Annotated in this window: 14 protein-coding genes and 3 pseudogenes; 10 read left to right on the top strand and 7 right to left on the bottom strand. The window is 62.8% G+C overall.

Annotated elements, in window-relative coordinates:
• Positions 1-22: 22 nt before the first annotated feature.
• Both SA496_RS29210 and SA496_RS29215 read left to right on the top strand, forming a co-directional pair.
• A pseudogene (locus tag SA496_RS29210) lies at positions 23-1147 on the top strand (helix-turn-helix transcriptional regulator); the annotation flags it as partial.
• A gap of 105 nt (positions 1148-1252) precedes the next feature.
• A pseudogene (locus tag SA496_RS29215) lies at positions 1253-1447 on the top strand (response regulator transcription factor); the annotation flags it as partial.
• A 21-nt stretch (positions 1448-1468) separates the two neighbouring features.
• Here the strand turns inward: SA496_RS29215 and SA496_RS13465 are convergent.
• The 7 genes and pseudogenes from SA496_RS13465 to SA496_RS13490 form a co-directional block, all read right to left on the bottom strand.
• Positions 1469-2332, bottom strand: a complete 864-nt coding sequence (locus SA496_RS13465; protein ID WP_330115561.1) for an MBL fold metallo-hydrolase — start codon at positions 2330-2332, stop codon at positions 1469-1471.
• Positions 2333-2374: 42 nt separating this feature from the next.
• Positions 2375-2794 (bottom strand): YeeE/YedE family protein, encoded by a 420-nt coding sequence (locus SA496_RS13470; protein ID WP_330115562.1) that lies wholly within the window; start codon positions 2792-2794, stop codon positions 2375-2377.
• The gene (locus tag SA496_RS13475) at positions 2791-3231 is read right to left on the bottom strand and encodes a YeeE/YedE family protein (protein ID WP_120650756.1); all 441 of its coding nucleotides are present in this window, start codon (positions 3229-3231) and stop codon (positions 2791-2793) included. The genes SA496_RS13470 and SA496_RS13475 overlap by 4 nt, the downstream gene beginning before the upstream one ends.
• Positions 3232-3347: 116 nt before the next feature.
• Positions 3348-3617 carry a metal-sensing transcriptional repressor gene (locus tag SA496_RS13480; RefSeq protein ID WP_120650754.1) on the bottom strand — a complete coding sequence of 90 codons (270 nt, stop codon included), beginning with the start codon at positions 3615-3617 and terminating at the stop codon, positions 3348-3350.
• Positions 3614-3918: pseudogene (locus tag SA496_RS29220) on the bottom strand (EAL domain-containing protein); the annotation flags it as partial. The pseudogene SA496_RS29220 and the gene SA496_RS13480, both read right to left, overlap by 4 nt.
• The gene (locus SA496_RS29225; RefSeq protein WP_371924403.1) at positions 3914-4078 is read right to left on the bottom strand and encodes an MHYT domain-containing protein; all 165 of its coding nucleotides are present in this window, start codon (positions 4076-4078) and stop codon (positions 3914-3916) included. The pseudogene SA496_RS29220 and the gene SA496_RS29225, both read right to left, overlap by 5 nt.
• Positions 4079-4218: 140 nt before the next feature.
• Positions 4219-4665, bottom strand: a complete 447-nt coding sequence (locus SA496_RS13490) for an Lrp/AsnC family transcriptional regulator (RefSeq protein ID WP_120650752.1) — start codon at positions 4663-4665, stop codon at positions 4219-4221.
• Between the two features lie 133 nt (positions 4666-4798).
• On the opposite strand from SA496_RS13490, the gene SA496_RS13495 reads away from it, so the two are divergent.
• The 8 genes from SA496_RS13495 to SA496_RS13530 all read left to right on the top strand — a co-directional run bounded on the left by SA496_RS13495 (position 4799) and on the right by SA496_RS13530 (position 13496).
• Entirely contained in the window at positions 4799-5419 is a 621-nt protein-coding gene (locus tag SA496_RS13495) for a LysE family translocator (protein ID WP_330115563.1), read from the top strand.
• Between the two features lie 354 nt (positions 5420-5773).
• Entirely contained in the window at positions 5774-6874 is a 1101-nt protein-coding gene (locus SA496_RS13500; RefSeq protein WP_280359553.1) for a polyamine ABC transporter substrate-binding protein, read from the top strand.
• A gap of 445 nt (positions 6875-7319) precedes the next feature.
• Positions 7320-8474: an amine dehydrogenase large subunit gene (locus tag SA496_RS13505; RefSeq protein ID WP_330115564.1), complete on the top strand. Its 1155-nt coding sequence runs from the start codon at positions 7320-7322 to the stop codon at positions 8472-8474.
• A 12-nt stretch (positions 8475-8486) separates the two neighbouring features.
• Positions 8487-9026, top strand: a complete 540-nt coding sequence (locus SA496_RS13510) for a MauE/DoxX family redox-associated membrane protein (protein ID WP_330115565.1) — start codon at positions 8487-8489, stop codon at positions 9024-9026.
• Positions 9027-9029: 3 nt separating this feature from the next.
• Positions 9030-9641, top strand: coding sequence for a methylamine dehydrogenase accessory protein MauD (gene mauD, locus SA496_RS13515; protein ID WP_120650742.1), 612 nt, complete (start codon positions 9030-9032; stop codon positions 9639-9641).
• An 18-nt stretch (positions 9642-9659) separates the two neighbouring features.
• Positions 9660-10181 (top strand): methylamine dehydrogenase light chain, encoded by a 522-nt coding sequence (locus SA496_RS13520; RefSeq protein WP_120650740.1) that lies wholly within the window; start codon positions 9660-9662, stop codon positions 10179-10181.
• Positions 10182-10198: 17 nt separating this feature from the next.
• Positions 10199-10726, top strand: a complete 528-nt coding sequence (locus SA496_RS13525; RefSeq protein ID WP_153921717.1) for a cytochrome C — start codon at positions 10199-10201, stop codon at positions 10724-10726.
• A gap of 211 nt (positions 10727-10937) precedes the next feature.
• Positions 10938-13496: a bifunctional diguanylate cyclase/phosphodiesterase gene (locus tag SA496_RS13530; RefSeq protein WP_330115566.1), complete on the top strand. Its 2559-nt coding sequence runs from the start codon at positions 10938-10940 to the stop codon at positions 13494-13496.
• Positions 13497-13777 lie beyond the last annotated feature (281 nt).

Consider the following 13777-nt stretch of genomic DNA (forward strand, 5'->3'; position numbering starts at 1 on the left):
GGGACGCAGCCTGGCCCTGCTGATGCAATGGCGCAGCGAGCTGCCGGAGACCCTGCTGGAAAGCACTCCGCGCCTGGTCCTGCTGAACGCCTGGGCATTGTTGCTATGCGGCCGACTGGACGAATCCCAGCGACTTACCGACAACCTGGCGCGCTTCCTCCCCCAACCCGATGCACGCCGTCAGCGGGGGTTGCTGGCGCAATGGAAAGCCCTGGCGGGCAACCTGGCCTTCCACCGTGGGCAATCCGGCCAGGCCCGGCAATTGCTCGACGAAGCCGTCCCCGAACTCCCAAAACACGCCTGGGCGCAGCGTCTGTTCTGCTGTGCCCTGCAGTTGGAACTGGCATTGATCGAAGGCCGCCTGGACGACGCGCAGGCCCTGAATCGCGTGGCCATCAAGGAAGCCCGCGAGCACGCGAGCCCGGCCATGGAAGCCGTGTTCGCCTTGGGGCATGTGAAGCTGCTGGAACTGCGCGGAGAACTGCTGCGCGCGGAAACCCTGCTCAAGCGCGTGTACAGCGAACTGAGCGTCGCCTGGGGCGCGGAAGCCAGCCCCATGCGCGGACGCGTGCAATTGCGTCGCGCCGCCCTGCTGTTGCAGCAAGGGCGCTATGAGGCAGCCGAAGAGGCCTACCTCGCCGGCCTTCAGGAAAGCCAGGCGTGCTCCGACGCGGCTGCGTTCTGGGCCTTCCTCGGCCTGGCAGAACTGGATGCCCTTCAGGAAGACCTGCCGAGGGCCTTCACACGCATTGCCGATGCCGAACGAATGATGCAGTACCGGCATATCAGCGTGCCGATGTACCAGGGCCTGCTGGTGCGCGCCAAAGCGCGCCTGTGGCTGCACCAGGGTCGCTCCAGCCATGCCGAGAAAGCACTGCTCGCCTTGCCCCCCGAAGCTTTTGAGATGTCCCCCTATGGTGCGCCCGACCTGCACCTGCGCCTGCGCCTGCTACTGGCGCAGGCGCGCTTGGCAAATGGCGTGGTAAGTGAACCCCTGGCGCAACTGGAAACCATGCTCGAGCAAGCAACGGTAGAAGGGCGCCGACCACTGGCCTGCGAAATCGGCTTCAGCCTGGCCGAAGGCCTGTACGCCGACAACCGCCAGGCGCGAGCCCGCCAGGCCTTGCTGGAGGCTCTGGCGCTTTCGCGGCAAATGGGCCTGGCCAGCGTCGAACGGGCATTCGCCCTGCGCAACCCCGCAATGATGCGTTGGTCTGGCGAAAGCGCTGGTGCCGACAACAACGTGTCGGCCTCCCTATTGAGCCGGCGTGAGCTGGAAGTGCTGCGGCTGATCGTGCGTGGCCACTCCAACCAGCAGATCGCCGAAAGCCTGTTCATCTCCCTGCATACGGTGAAAACCCACGCCCAGCGGATCAACTTCAAGCTCGGTGTAGAGCGCCGCACCCAGGCCATCGCCCGGGCCAAGGAACTGGGGCTGGCCAACTGAGGTGCCCTGCCCTGTTTGGCCTTAGAGCACGTCCAAGGGGATCTTCAGGTAGTGGATGCCATTGTCTTCGGCGGGCGGTAACTGACCGGCACGCATGTTCACCTGCACCGCCGGCAGGATCAGCGCCGGCATGGAAAGAGTGGCGTCCCGCGCGGTACGCATGGCGACGAAGGCGTCTTCGTCGATGCCCTCGTGGGCATGCACGTTCTGCGCACGCTGTTCGGCCACCGTGGTCTCGTAGCAGTACTCGTCCCGCCCCGGCGCCTTGTAGTCATGGCAAAGGAACAGCCGCGTCGCATCCGGCAAATCGAACAGACGCCGGATAGATCGATACAGGGCGCGGGCGTCACCACCCGGAAAATCGCAGCGGGCCGTGCCGTAGTCGGGCATGAACAGGGTGTCGCCGATGAACGCGGCATCGCCGATCAGGTAGGTCATGCAGGCCGGGGTATGACCCGGCGTATGGATCGCCAGCAGCTCCAGGTTGCCGATGGCCAGGCGGTCACCGTCCTGTAGCAGACGGTCGAACTGGCGCCCATCGGTGGCAAAGCCTTGCCCGGCATTGAATAGCGTGCCAAAGCGCTGCTGCACTTCAGTGATCAGCCCGCCGATGGTCAGCCGCCCTCCCAGCTCGCGCTTGAGCCAGGCGGCGGCGGACAGATGATCGGCATGCACATGGGTTTCCAGCAGCCAGTCGACCGTCAGGCCCTGCGCCCGCACATGGTCGGCAATGCGCCCAGCCCCGGCATGGGACGTCCGGCCACTGGCGGCGCAGTAATCCAGCACCGGGTCGATGACGGCGCAGTGGCCGCTGGCGGGATCGCTGACGACGTAACTGTAGGAACAGGTGGCCTCGTCGAAGAAGGCTTCCACGCGCGGATTCATGGAATGAGCTCCAAGGCAGGTCTTTTCAGCTTAGTTTCCTGGTCAAGGCCTGTGCCGAGCTTCCAGCCAGGCGTAGAGGCACATTCCGGCGAGCATCGCCAGAACGAACAGCCAAGCCTGCCAATGGCCAGCGGTCAGCAGCACCAGCGCTGGGCCTGGGCAGATACCGGCAATCCCCCAACCCGCCCCAAACAACAGGCTGCCGCCGATCAACCGCAGGTCTGGATCACGCCGGGTAGGCAGTTGCATGGGAAGCCCCAGCCACGATCTGGTCCGGCGTCTGGCCAGAGTGAACGCCGGCATGGTCGCGGCAATGGCCGCGGCCATCACCAGGGCCAGAGAAGGGTCCCAGGCACCGGCCAGGTCGAGGAAACCCAGTACCTTGGCCGGGTCGGCCATACCGGCAAGCAACAGCCCCAGGCCGAAGAGCACCCCGGCTAGCAACGCGCTGACCCGGCTCACAGGCCCGCTCCGATCTGGTGCCGCAGCAAATAGGTGGTAATAAAACCTGCCGTCATGAAGGACAGGGTCGCCACCAATGAACGCGGCGACAGGCGCGATAGGCCGCAAACACCGTGGCCGCTGGTGCAACCTGATCCATAGCGGGTGCCGACGCCCACCAGCAAACCGGCCAACAGCAGTGCCGGCCAACCCGACTCGAAGCGGACCCGAGGTGCCCCGGCGACGGCCATCCAGAGCAGCGGCGCCAGCAGGAGGCCCGCGAGGAACAATGCCTTCTCGGCCCGACCGTCGCCCGTCCGCTCCAGCAGGCTGCCGAGCAACCCGCTAATACCGGCGATGCGGCCATTAGCGAGGATGAACAGGCCGGCGGACAGTCCGATCAGCGCACCGCCAGCCAGGGCACTCCAGGGTGTGAAAGCAGGCCAGTCGATTGTCATCGTGGACTCCTGGCCGTGACGGCCGCAGGGATTAGGTTGGTGAAATAATATACCCCCAGGGGTATACGATCCAGACGCGCAAGTCCCCCACATCCACAATCCTTGCCCATCTGGTGTCAGGTGTACTTCGTAAAGATGGCGCGGACGCGCTCGAGGGTGTCGGCCGTTTCCTGTTGCGGGTCGAGCACGGCTGCTTCCAGCAGGCACATCAGCATCTGCTGGTAGGCGCGGTCGAGCGCCTTGCGTGAGGCGCCGAACTGCTGGGCGATGGCTTCACAGTCGTCGCCCCGGCGGATCATGGCCTGCAGTCCGCGAATCTGTCCTTCGACACGGGCGAGGCGCTTCAGCATGGCCTCCTGATGCTTCGCCACCACATCGCTGGTCATCGATTGCCTCGTCTGACGATTACCCCTGGGGGTATGAAATTATCGCAGCGCCCCGCCTCATGCCAGGCTTTGATTCCGCTCATGAACTGCTCCGCCGGCACCGGCTTGCCAAACAGGAGGCCCTGCAGGGAATTGCAGCCTAGTCCGGTGAGGAAGGCCTGCTGGGTTCGGTCCCCATCCCTTCGGCGACGATGCGCAGGTCCAGCGCCTGGCCGAAGGCGACGGTGGCGGAAATGATCGCCGCGTCGTCGCTGTCGCGCTCCAGGTCGCGGGCAAAGCCGCGGTCGATCTTCAGCTCACTGCCAGAAGGGTTGCTCGGGCTGGTTCCATAGCGAGAAGCCGGAAACCAGCACGGCAATCAGCAGCGAAAGTAGCGTCAGCGGAAGGTCGTAGCCCAGTGCAGTGGGCAAACTGAACGCGAGAATGCCGATGAAGTGCATGGACCCGATACCGATGCCCATGGCAACGGCACCGCCGCAGAACCAAAGCACCGCGCCACGTCCCTGGCTGCTGGATACCCGCCCGGCCAGGTCCAGCGACGTATAGAACGCGAGGATAACCACCTGCGCAGTTGCCCCCACAAGGTTCTGCCCCCGTGCGATCAATCGCGCGGCGGCTCCACCCCGCGCAGGGGAATCGGTGCCGACATGACAATGGAAGTACGGGTCTCGCCGAAGTGGTTGATGCTGCCGACGAAGCGCTCCAGATGACGGATATCCCGCGTCACAACCCGCAGGATGAAGGAGTCCTGCCCGGTGACATGCAGGCACTCCAGCACCTCCGGCATCGTCTGCAACTGGGCGATCAGCCGCGCCTTTTCCGGCTGCGGCGTGGTCATGCCGACCAGTGCCATCACCTGGTAGCCGGCCTTCTCTGGCGACACCGAGGCACGGTAGGCCTCGATTACCCCGGCCTCCTCCAGACGCTTGAGGCGCTCGGAGGTGGCGGGTAGGGACAGCGCCACCTTCGATGCCAGGTCGGTCAGGGAGATCCGCCCCTCACGCTGCACGACCTGCAGGATTTTCCAGGACTTTGCATCCAACTCCATATTTTTCAGGCCCCCTCGCTAAAACTCGTTAAATATTCAGGAGATCCGCAAAAACTACCGTAATCCCTGCATTCAGGCTAAGTGCAGTGCAGCGCAGACTATTGCCCAAGTCCACTACCCCGGAGCCTTCCGCATGGAAGCCCTTCTGTTTCTCAAATCCGTCCTGATTGGGCTGTCCATCGCCGCCCCCGTCGGCCCCATCGGCCTCCTGTGCATCCAGCGAACCCTGGGCCACGGCGCGCGTATCGGTTTCATCAGCGGCCTGGGCGCGGCGGCCGCAGACGCCTGCTATGGCGCACTGGGCGCTTTCGGCATCGGCGCCATTACCAGCGTCTTCGTTGCACTGGCCTCGCCGCTCGCCCTGGCTGGCGCCCTGTTCCTGGCCTGGATGGGCATGAAGATGCTGCGCGCAACGCCCTCGGAACGCGCCGCCAGCGCCAGTGACCCGGTCCAGGCGCTGCCGGCCTTTGCGTCGGTGTTCCTGCTGACACTCAGCAACCCGATGACCATCCTTTCCTTCGTTGCCATCTTCGCCACCCTGTCCGGCGGCGAGGCACTGTCCGGCGCGGACGGCCTGGTGATGGTGCTCGGCGTGTTCTGCGGCTCGGCGCTCTGGTGGCTGGCCCTGAGCCTTGGCGTATCCATGATTCGCCACCGGCTGGGCGTAAGCGCCATCCAATGGATCGACCGAACTGCAGGCGTTTTCCTGCTGGGCTTTGCCGCCTGGCAGCTGGTGCGGGTGATTGCCAGTTGAATCCTGTGGGAGCGATTTCAATCGCGAAAAAGATTTCACGCGCTGAGGCAGGATCCCTGCGCCGGGCTCATCCCCGAACTTGTAGGAGCGAGCTTGCTCGCGAATAGCCCGAGCACAATCTTTCGCGAGCAAGCTCGCTCCTACAGCAAATCGATACGGTCAGCTGGGTAGCCTGGTGCCACTGGCCGTTACGCCCGGTAATCCCCACTCACTTCAATTCCCCGCCACCGGGACCATTAACCGATGTATATCGGCCTTTCCATTTATATGGCGCGGCATTTGCTTTCAAAATTGCGACCCAAACAGATAGATATCGATTTAGGTCCAACTCAAGCCACCCAAAGGTTGCCGCAATTGATCAAGCACAGACTCCCCCGCCTCCTCGGCGCCGCTTTGTGCGGCCTGCTCGCCACCCATGCCCTGGCCGAAGAACGCACCCTGCGCGTCTATAACTGGTTCGACTACATCACCCCGCAGACTCTGGACAACTTCAAGAAAGAGAACGGCGCCAAGCTGATCTACGACATCTTCGACACCAACGAGGCGCTGGAGGCCAAGCTGCTCACCGGCAATTCCGGCTATGACGTGGTGGTGCCGTCCAACGTCTTCCTCGCCAAGCAGATCCAGGCAGACGTGTTCCAGCCTCTGGACCGCAGCAAGCTGCCCAACTGGAACCATCTGGACCCGCAGCTCATGAAGCTGATCGAGGCCAATGACCCGGGCAACCGCTTCGCCGTGCCCTACATGTACGGAACGGTGCTGATCGGCTTCAACCCGGCCAAGGTAAAGGCAGCGCTGGGCGAGAACGCCCCGGTGGACAGCTGGGACCTGATCTTCAAGGAAGAGAACATCGCCAAGCTCAAGCAGTGCGGCGTGGCCCTGTTGGATTCGCCGTCGGAAATCCTGCCCATTGCCCTGCACTACCTCGGTCTGCCGCCCAACAGCAACCAGCCCAAGGACTACGACAAGGCTGGCGAACTGCTGCAGAAGATCCGCCCCAACATCACCTACTTCCACTCCTCCAAGTACATGGCCGATATTGCCAACGGCGACATCTGCGTAGCCGTGGGCTACTCGGGAAGCTTCTCCCAGGCGGCCAACCGCGCCAAGGAAGCTGGCAACGGAGTGGTTGTGGACATGCGTCTGCCCAAGGAAGGTGCGCCGGTGTGGTTCGACATGCTGGCGATCCCCAAGGGCGCGAAGAACCCCGAGGACGCCCATGCCTTCATCAACTACCTACTGCAGCCCCAGGTGATCGCCCCGGTCAGTGATTTCGTCGGCTACCCGAATCCAAATAAGGACGCCACCGCCCTGGTCAGCCCGGAGATCCGCAACAACCCCAACCTCTATCCCACCGCCGAGGCCCAGGCCACCCTCTTCACCCTGCTGCCGCTCGAGCGCAATGCCGAACGTGCCCGCACCCGTGCCTGGACGAAGCTGAAGTCGGGGACCTGACGGCCTCGCGGCTCCCTGTAGGGGCGATTTCAATCGCTACGTCTGCGTTAGCTGTTGCGAGAAATTTTCCCTAGGGCCTAGAGCCTTGTAGGAGCTGGCTTGCCAGCGAAACGCCGCCATTCGCTGGCAAGCCAGCTCCTACGGGCAATGCAGCTGCCCACAACATGTAATGCAGGCATAGCCATTTCAAGCGCCAAAGGCGGCGTAACTGCCCCCCCAATGCAATTCCGCCACTCACTCTCCCTGCCTCAGTTCATCCCCCACCCGGTCTATGCTTTCTGACGCGTTCTCCAAAGCGTTGGCAGCCTGCCAAAAGAAGTGGCACAGGCACACAAGGGGTTGGCACGGACAACAAGCTCCACGCCGACTGCCAGCGGCAGACTAGGACTGCAGATTTCTGCCCTGCACCCGCAACAAAGACCAATAATTCAGGGAGCCGCCCCGTATGCGAATATCCAGGATCCTCGCCCAATCGACGCTGGCATTGGGCGTTGCCCTCGCTGGCATCGGCACCGCCAGCGCCGAGCTGCCGGCCGATCCGGGCATCGGCCAGACCACCTTGCCCTTCCCGCCGGAACCGCACCGCGCTTACATCATCGACGTCGAGTTCGAGAGCTTCGTCGCCGGCCGCGTGACCGTGGTCGACCCCGAGAAGAAGAAAATGCTCGGCATGGTACCCACCGGCTTCGCCGCGCCGTCCACCCTGAGCCGCGACGGCAAGACGCTCTTCACCGCCGACCTGTTCTACTCCCGTGGCACCCGTGGCACTCGCACCGACGTGCTGACCGCCTGGGACACCAGCACCCTTTCGCCTTCCTATGAAGTGCTGATCCCCACCAAACGTGCCGAGGCCCTGACCCAGCGCTACTCCCTGGGCACCAGCACCGATGACCGCTTCGTCTACGTCTACAACTTCACCCCGTCCACCTCGGTGACCGTGGTCGACGTCAAGGCCAAGGCCGTGGCCGGCGAAATCTCCATTCCCGGTTGCGTGCTGAACTACCCCGTCGGCAAGCGCGCCTTCGCCTCCCTCTGCGGAGACGGCAGCGTGCAACTGGTGACGCTGAACGACGAAGGCAAGGAAATCTCCCGCACCCACACCGCCTTCTTCGACCCCAATGCCGAGAAACTGGTGGAGCGGGCCTACGCCGTGGGCGACATCTACTACTTCGTCACCACCACCGGCACCGTGCGCGGTGTGGACTTCTCCGGCAAGCAGCCGAAGGTCCTCGAAGCCTGGGACCTGGTAACCGACGCCGCCGAGAAGAAGGCAGGCTGGGCTCCTGGTGGCTGGCAGCTGATCACCGTTGCGCCGAAGCTGAATCGCCTCTACGTGCTGATGCACGACGCCCATGAGCCGATGAAGTGGGAAGACCCGAGCCCGATCGTCTGGGTCTATGACCTCAAGACCCACAAGCGCATCGGCACCCTGGAAGCGCCGAACCCGATCTGGAGCCTGCAAGCCACCAGCGATGAGAATCCCCTGCTGCTGGGCACCAACATCGCCGGCGGCCTGGAAATATTCGATCTGAAGAGCGGCAAGCACACCGGGACCATGGAACGCATCCAGAAGACCGCGACCCAGATCCTCAGCCACTGACGAGGTGCAGCCATGCAACTTGATCCCATTTTCATCATCGCCGCCGCCCTCGCGGTCGCGGTGATCCTGGCCAGCGCGGCGACCCACAAGCTGCGTGCGCCGGCGCGCTTCGCCAACCAGGTGGAGGATTACCAGTTGCTGCCTCGCGGCCTGGTGCGCCCGGTCGCAAGGGTACTGCCCTTCATCGAAGTGGCCGTGGCCTTCGCCCTGCTGGTACCTGCTAGCCGCCACGCTGCCGCGCTGACCGCAGCCGCACTGCTGGCCGGTTACGCCGGGGCCATCTCGATCAACCTGTGGCGTGGCCGCCGCGACATCGACTGCGGTTGCGCAGGCCCTGAACAGGCCCAGCCGATCCGCCCGGTGCTGCTGGCGCGCAACGCCGTACTGGTGAGCCTGGCGCTGGTCGCCAGCGTCGCCCCCCACACCCGCGAGCTAGGCGCCTTCGACATCTTTGTCGTAATCGCCGCCAGCGCCGCGACCCTGCTCCTCTATGCCGCTGCGGATGGCCTGATGGCCAACGCTCCACGTCTGCTCAAACTCATTGGAAGGTGAATTATGGAAGCCCTGATCGTTTCCAACGTCCTGCTCTGGTGCCTCTTGATCGCTCTGGCCTTTGCCGTCATGGGCCTGGTGCGTCAGATTGGTGTACTCCACGGCCGCCTGGCCCCGGCCGGCGCGCTGATGGTCGATAAAGGCGTGGCTGTCAACGAACCCGCCCCGAAAGTCACTGCCGCCGACCGTAACGGCCGCCCGGTGAACTTCGGCTATGCCGGCGAGAAAGCCCAGCTGCTGTTCTTCCTCTCGCCCACCTGCCCCATCTGCAAATCCCTGCTGCCGGCCATCAAGTCCATCGCCAAGGACCAGGCCGACCGCCTCGAAGTGATCTACGTCAGCGACGGCGACATGGACGCCCAGCAAGCACTGATCGCCGAGCACAAGCTGGAAGACGCCACCTACGTGGTCGGCCCGGAAGTGGGCATGACCTACCAGATCGGCAAGCTCCCCTACGCAGCGCTGGTGGACAAGGCCGGTGTGCTGCGCTCCAAAGGCCTGGTGAACTCCCGCGAGCACCTGGACAGCCTGTTCGAGGCCGAACACCTGGGCAGCGCCACTCTGCAGCAGTACCTGCACAACCACTCGCATTCCCACGGCGCACATAACCACTAACAAGGAAGGGAGCACCCAATGAAACTGCTAGACCGTCTGTTCGAACGCTCCACGCGCCACGTGGCCGACACCACCTCGCGGCGCAAACTTCTGGCCCGCCTGGGTTCGCTGATGGTGGCTGGCGCCGCCCTGCCGGTACTGCTGCCGATCGACCGCACCAGCAAGGCCCTGGCCGCCGAAGCCCCGAAGGCCGGCGATCCGGGTGATCCCAACAGCTGCGACTACTGGCGCTACTGCTCCGTCGACGGCTTCCTGTGCAGCTGCTGTGGCGGCTCGGTGACCTCCTGCCCGCCCGGCACCGAGGCCTCCCAGGTGACCTGGATCGGCACCTGCCGCAACCCGGCCGACAACAAGGACTACATCATTTCCTACAACGACTGCTGCGGTAAGCACAGCTGCGCCCAGTGCGCCTGTACCCGCAACGACAGCGAGGAACCGGCGTACCGTCCGTTCAACAACAACGACGTCAACTGGTGCCTGGCGGCCAAGTCGCACATCTACCACTGCACCGTTTCCATCATCCGCGGCGTCGCGATCTGACCCGCCGGAGGGCTGCCATGCGTTACCTGTTGATCGCTGGACTGATGTGCGCCATGGCGGCCCCGCTGGCCATGGCCCGCGCCATTCCGGACCCGAACCAGAAGCACGCGCCGGGCAACGAAGAGCCACAAAAGCCCATTTCCCAGGCCGGCTACAGCACCCCGGTGAACTACCAGCTGCAATGCGCTGGCTGCCACCTGGGCGACGGTACCGGCTCCAAGGCCAACGACACGCCGAAGATGAAAGGCTTCGTCGGCAACTTCCTCAAAGTGGAAGGCGGTCGTGAGTTCCTCGTGCGGGTGCCAGGCATGTCCCAGTCGGCGCTGAACAACGCCCAGCTGGCCGATCTGATCAACTGGATGATGCGCAAGGACGGCATTGCCGGCAGCAGCGTGCCGGACGACTACAAGCCCTACACCGAGGCTGAAGTCGCGAAAATCCGCAGCGTCACCCTGCTCAACCTGCCGGACACCCGTGCGGGCCTGATCAGGCAGATGCGCGAAAAAGGCATCACCATCGACGATGGCATGGACAACGCCTACTGAGTTTTATGCTGGACGGCTTGTGGCCCGCCTTATGGCGGGCCTTTTTTTTGCCTGCGGGAAAGAGCCTTGCTGCCCACAACTGATAGCTTGAGTGGTGGTACTGATGCAGCCACAATCTGGCTCCAGCAGTGGGCAAGCGAAGTACTGATGCTTCAGATGCCTGGGTGCCAGAAGCCGCTATGGCCCTGTCGATTGGTCAAGAAGGATTTGCATGGCCTTTCCCAACGTTGAAGAACCATCCCGAATCGCCGCTGGTTCCAGTGCCTGGTTTACCCGTAAGACCCTGGTGCGCACGGCCTCCCTGCTTGCCCTGGCTTTCGTTCTGATGGCGACATTCCTGGTCAGAATTGCCCTTAGCCAGAATGAACAAGCCCTGGTGCAGAGTACGTTCTTTGCTGAGAAAGCCCTGAAGTCACGGCAAGAGAACCTCCTGAGGTCTATCAGCGACTACGCATTCTGGGGAGACGCGTACCAGAACCTTCACGCGCGGGTCGACATCGAGTGGGCTTACACGCGCCGTAACCTGGGGCCCTCTCTTTTCGAAGACTTCGGTTATGAAGGAATCTTCGTGATTGCACCCGGCAATCAGACGGTTTACGCGGTAATCAACGGGCAATTGGAGCCGACCTCTGCCCAGCACTGGCTCCAGGGGGATGTCTCGGCCCTGGTCGAGCGAGCAAGGTCGCTGGCAGGTGAGCCCGCGCCTGTCATAGGTACGTTTCAGGTATCCGGCCAGCCAGCACTGGTTGTCGCCGCTGTATTCACTCAAGGGGGCGACCCGATGACCCCCGCGGTCCCCGGCGCGCCTTCGGTCCTGCTCTTCGCCGATACGCTCACACCCACGAAGCTGGACTCGCTCGGGAAAGATCACGCACTGCCGCAGCTTCGCAGCCCCAGAAGCGCCCAGGATGCAGAGGAACAGCCGCGCCTGATGCTCACATCCGGGCAGGAGACGCCGCTACTCCTGCGCTGGACCCCGCTGAGGCCTGGTGATGAGCTGCTCATGATCCTGTTGCCACTATTGGGTGTCGCGGGCCTTATCGTGGCTGGGCTTGGCTGGCTGGTGACACGTCAGAGCCTGGCCTCGGCAAGACGGCTGGATGAAAGCTACTCCAGCTTGCAAGCCAGCGAGGCACGGTTTCAGGACATCGCCGAAGCGACCTCTGACTGGCTTTGGGAAACCGATGTAGAGCTGCGTTTCACGTTCCTCTCCAGTCGCTTTCAGGCGGTCACCGGGCACACCCCTGATACCTGGATCGGACGTCCCCTTGGTGAATTGCTCCAGGCGAGTACGGAGCTGGGCGCCGACTGGCTCAACCGTCCAACAGAAATCGCGACACCTCACGCGCCTCTGCAGTGCCGTTACCGGTCAGCCGGCGGGAAATACTGTCTGTGTAACCTCATGGTACGAGCAATCAGTGGGCCATCCGGCATAACGGGATATCGCGGAACCGCCTGCGACACCACCGCGCTGACAGAAAGCCAATTGCGCGTGCAGCACCTTCAGCACTTCGATGAGCTCACCAGTCTGCCCAATCGCAGTCACCTGTTTGAGGTCTTGAGACAACGCCTGGGTTTGCTGCAGCCAGAGAGCGAGAGGTTGACCTTGATGGCAATCAATCTTGCCCACTTCAAGCAACTCAACGATCACCTGGGGCGCACAGGGGGAGATCAGGTACTGGTCCAGTTTGCACAACGATTGGAAGAATTCTTCGCTGCCGAGGTCCAGATATTTCGCTACACCAACGATGAGTTCGTCGTGCTGCTCGATGCTGGCTACTCGAACCGAGAGAAGGTCAACGAACTGTGCAAGCAGCTCGTGGGATATGTCGAACGCCCGCTGTTCATCGCCGATGAAGAGTTCAGGCTCGGCATCCAGGTCGGAATAGCAGTAGCCCCAGAGGATGCGGATACAGCACGCGAACTGCTGCGCTGTAGCGAAATCGCGCTTCATCAGGCACGAAAACTGGAGCTTGGCAATTATTGGTGCTTCTTCAGTCGCGAGCTCGAACGCCAAATGGTTTCCGAACGGCAGCTGGAGCTGGAACTACGCCACGCCATTGCGAACGATGAATTGCGTTTGCACTTCCAACCACGTCATCGTGCTCGTGACCTGAAGCTGAGTGGGATGGAAGCCCTGGTGCGTTGGCAGCATCCCCGGCTAGGTCTTATCGGTCCTGGCGATTTCATTCCGCTGGCAGAGCGCAGTGGCCAGATTGTGGCGCTGGGCACCTGGGTATTACGAGAAGCCTGCATGCAAGGCAAGCGCTTTGGTGCCCCCCTCTTCGTTTCGGTCAACCTTTCCGCCGAACAATTCCGCAGACCCGGACTGGTGGCGCAGGTGCGGTCTGCATTGGAAGACAATGGCCTACCGGCTAGCCGTCTGGAACTCGAGATCACCGAAAGCATGATGCTGGATGATGCCCAAGGAGCGCTTGAGACCTTGAAAGGACTGAGTGAGCTTGGGGTCCGCTTGTCCATGGATGATTTCGGAACGGGATACTCCTCCCTCAGTTACCTGGGGCGGTACCCGTTCGACACCCTGAAGATAGACCGCAGTTTTGTTTCCCGACTCAAAGAGGGCAGCAACCTCGCTGTCGTGAGCGCAATCATCCAGCTCGGCCATGCATTGTCGATGACAGTCACCGCAGAGGGCGTGGAAACCGCTGAACAGCTCGAGTCACTGCGCGACCTGGGATGCGATGAGCTCCAAGGCTATTACCTGGGACGCCCGCTGCCCGCAGAAAGCTTGCGTGCGCTCAACCCATGAGGCTCGAAACAGCCTGTGAATTCCGGCCCTGGCCGGGCTTCCGCCACGCACAGTGACCGATCGCCCCATGTCCTACCTAAACCCAGTGTTTGTGGATTCAATCGATAGCTGCCGCTCGCCATCGGCAGCTTCCGGCCATAAGGGACATCAGGTAGACAATTAGATCTCTCCCCTCTTTCTCCAGATCAAGCGGATGCGCGCAAAAGGCATCACCATCGACGATGGCATGGACGACGCCTACTGAGTTTTATGCAGGATGTCTTGTGGCCCGCCTTATGGCG

Source organism: Pseudomonas sp. JS3066 (assembly GCF_036328175.1).
Taxonomy (GTDB): Bacteria; Pseudomonadota; Gammaproteobacteria; order Pseudomonadales; family Pseudomonadaceae; genus Metapseudomonas.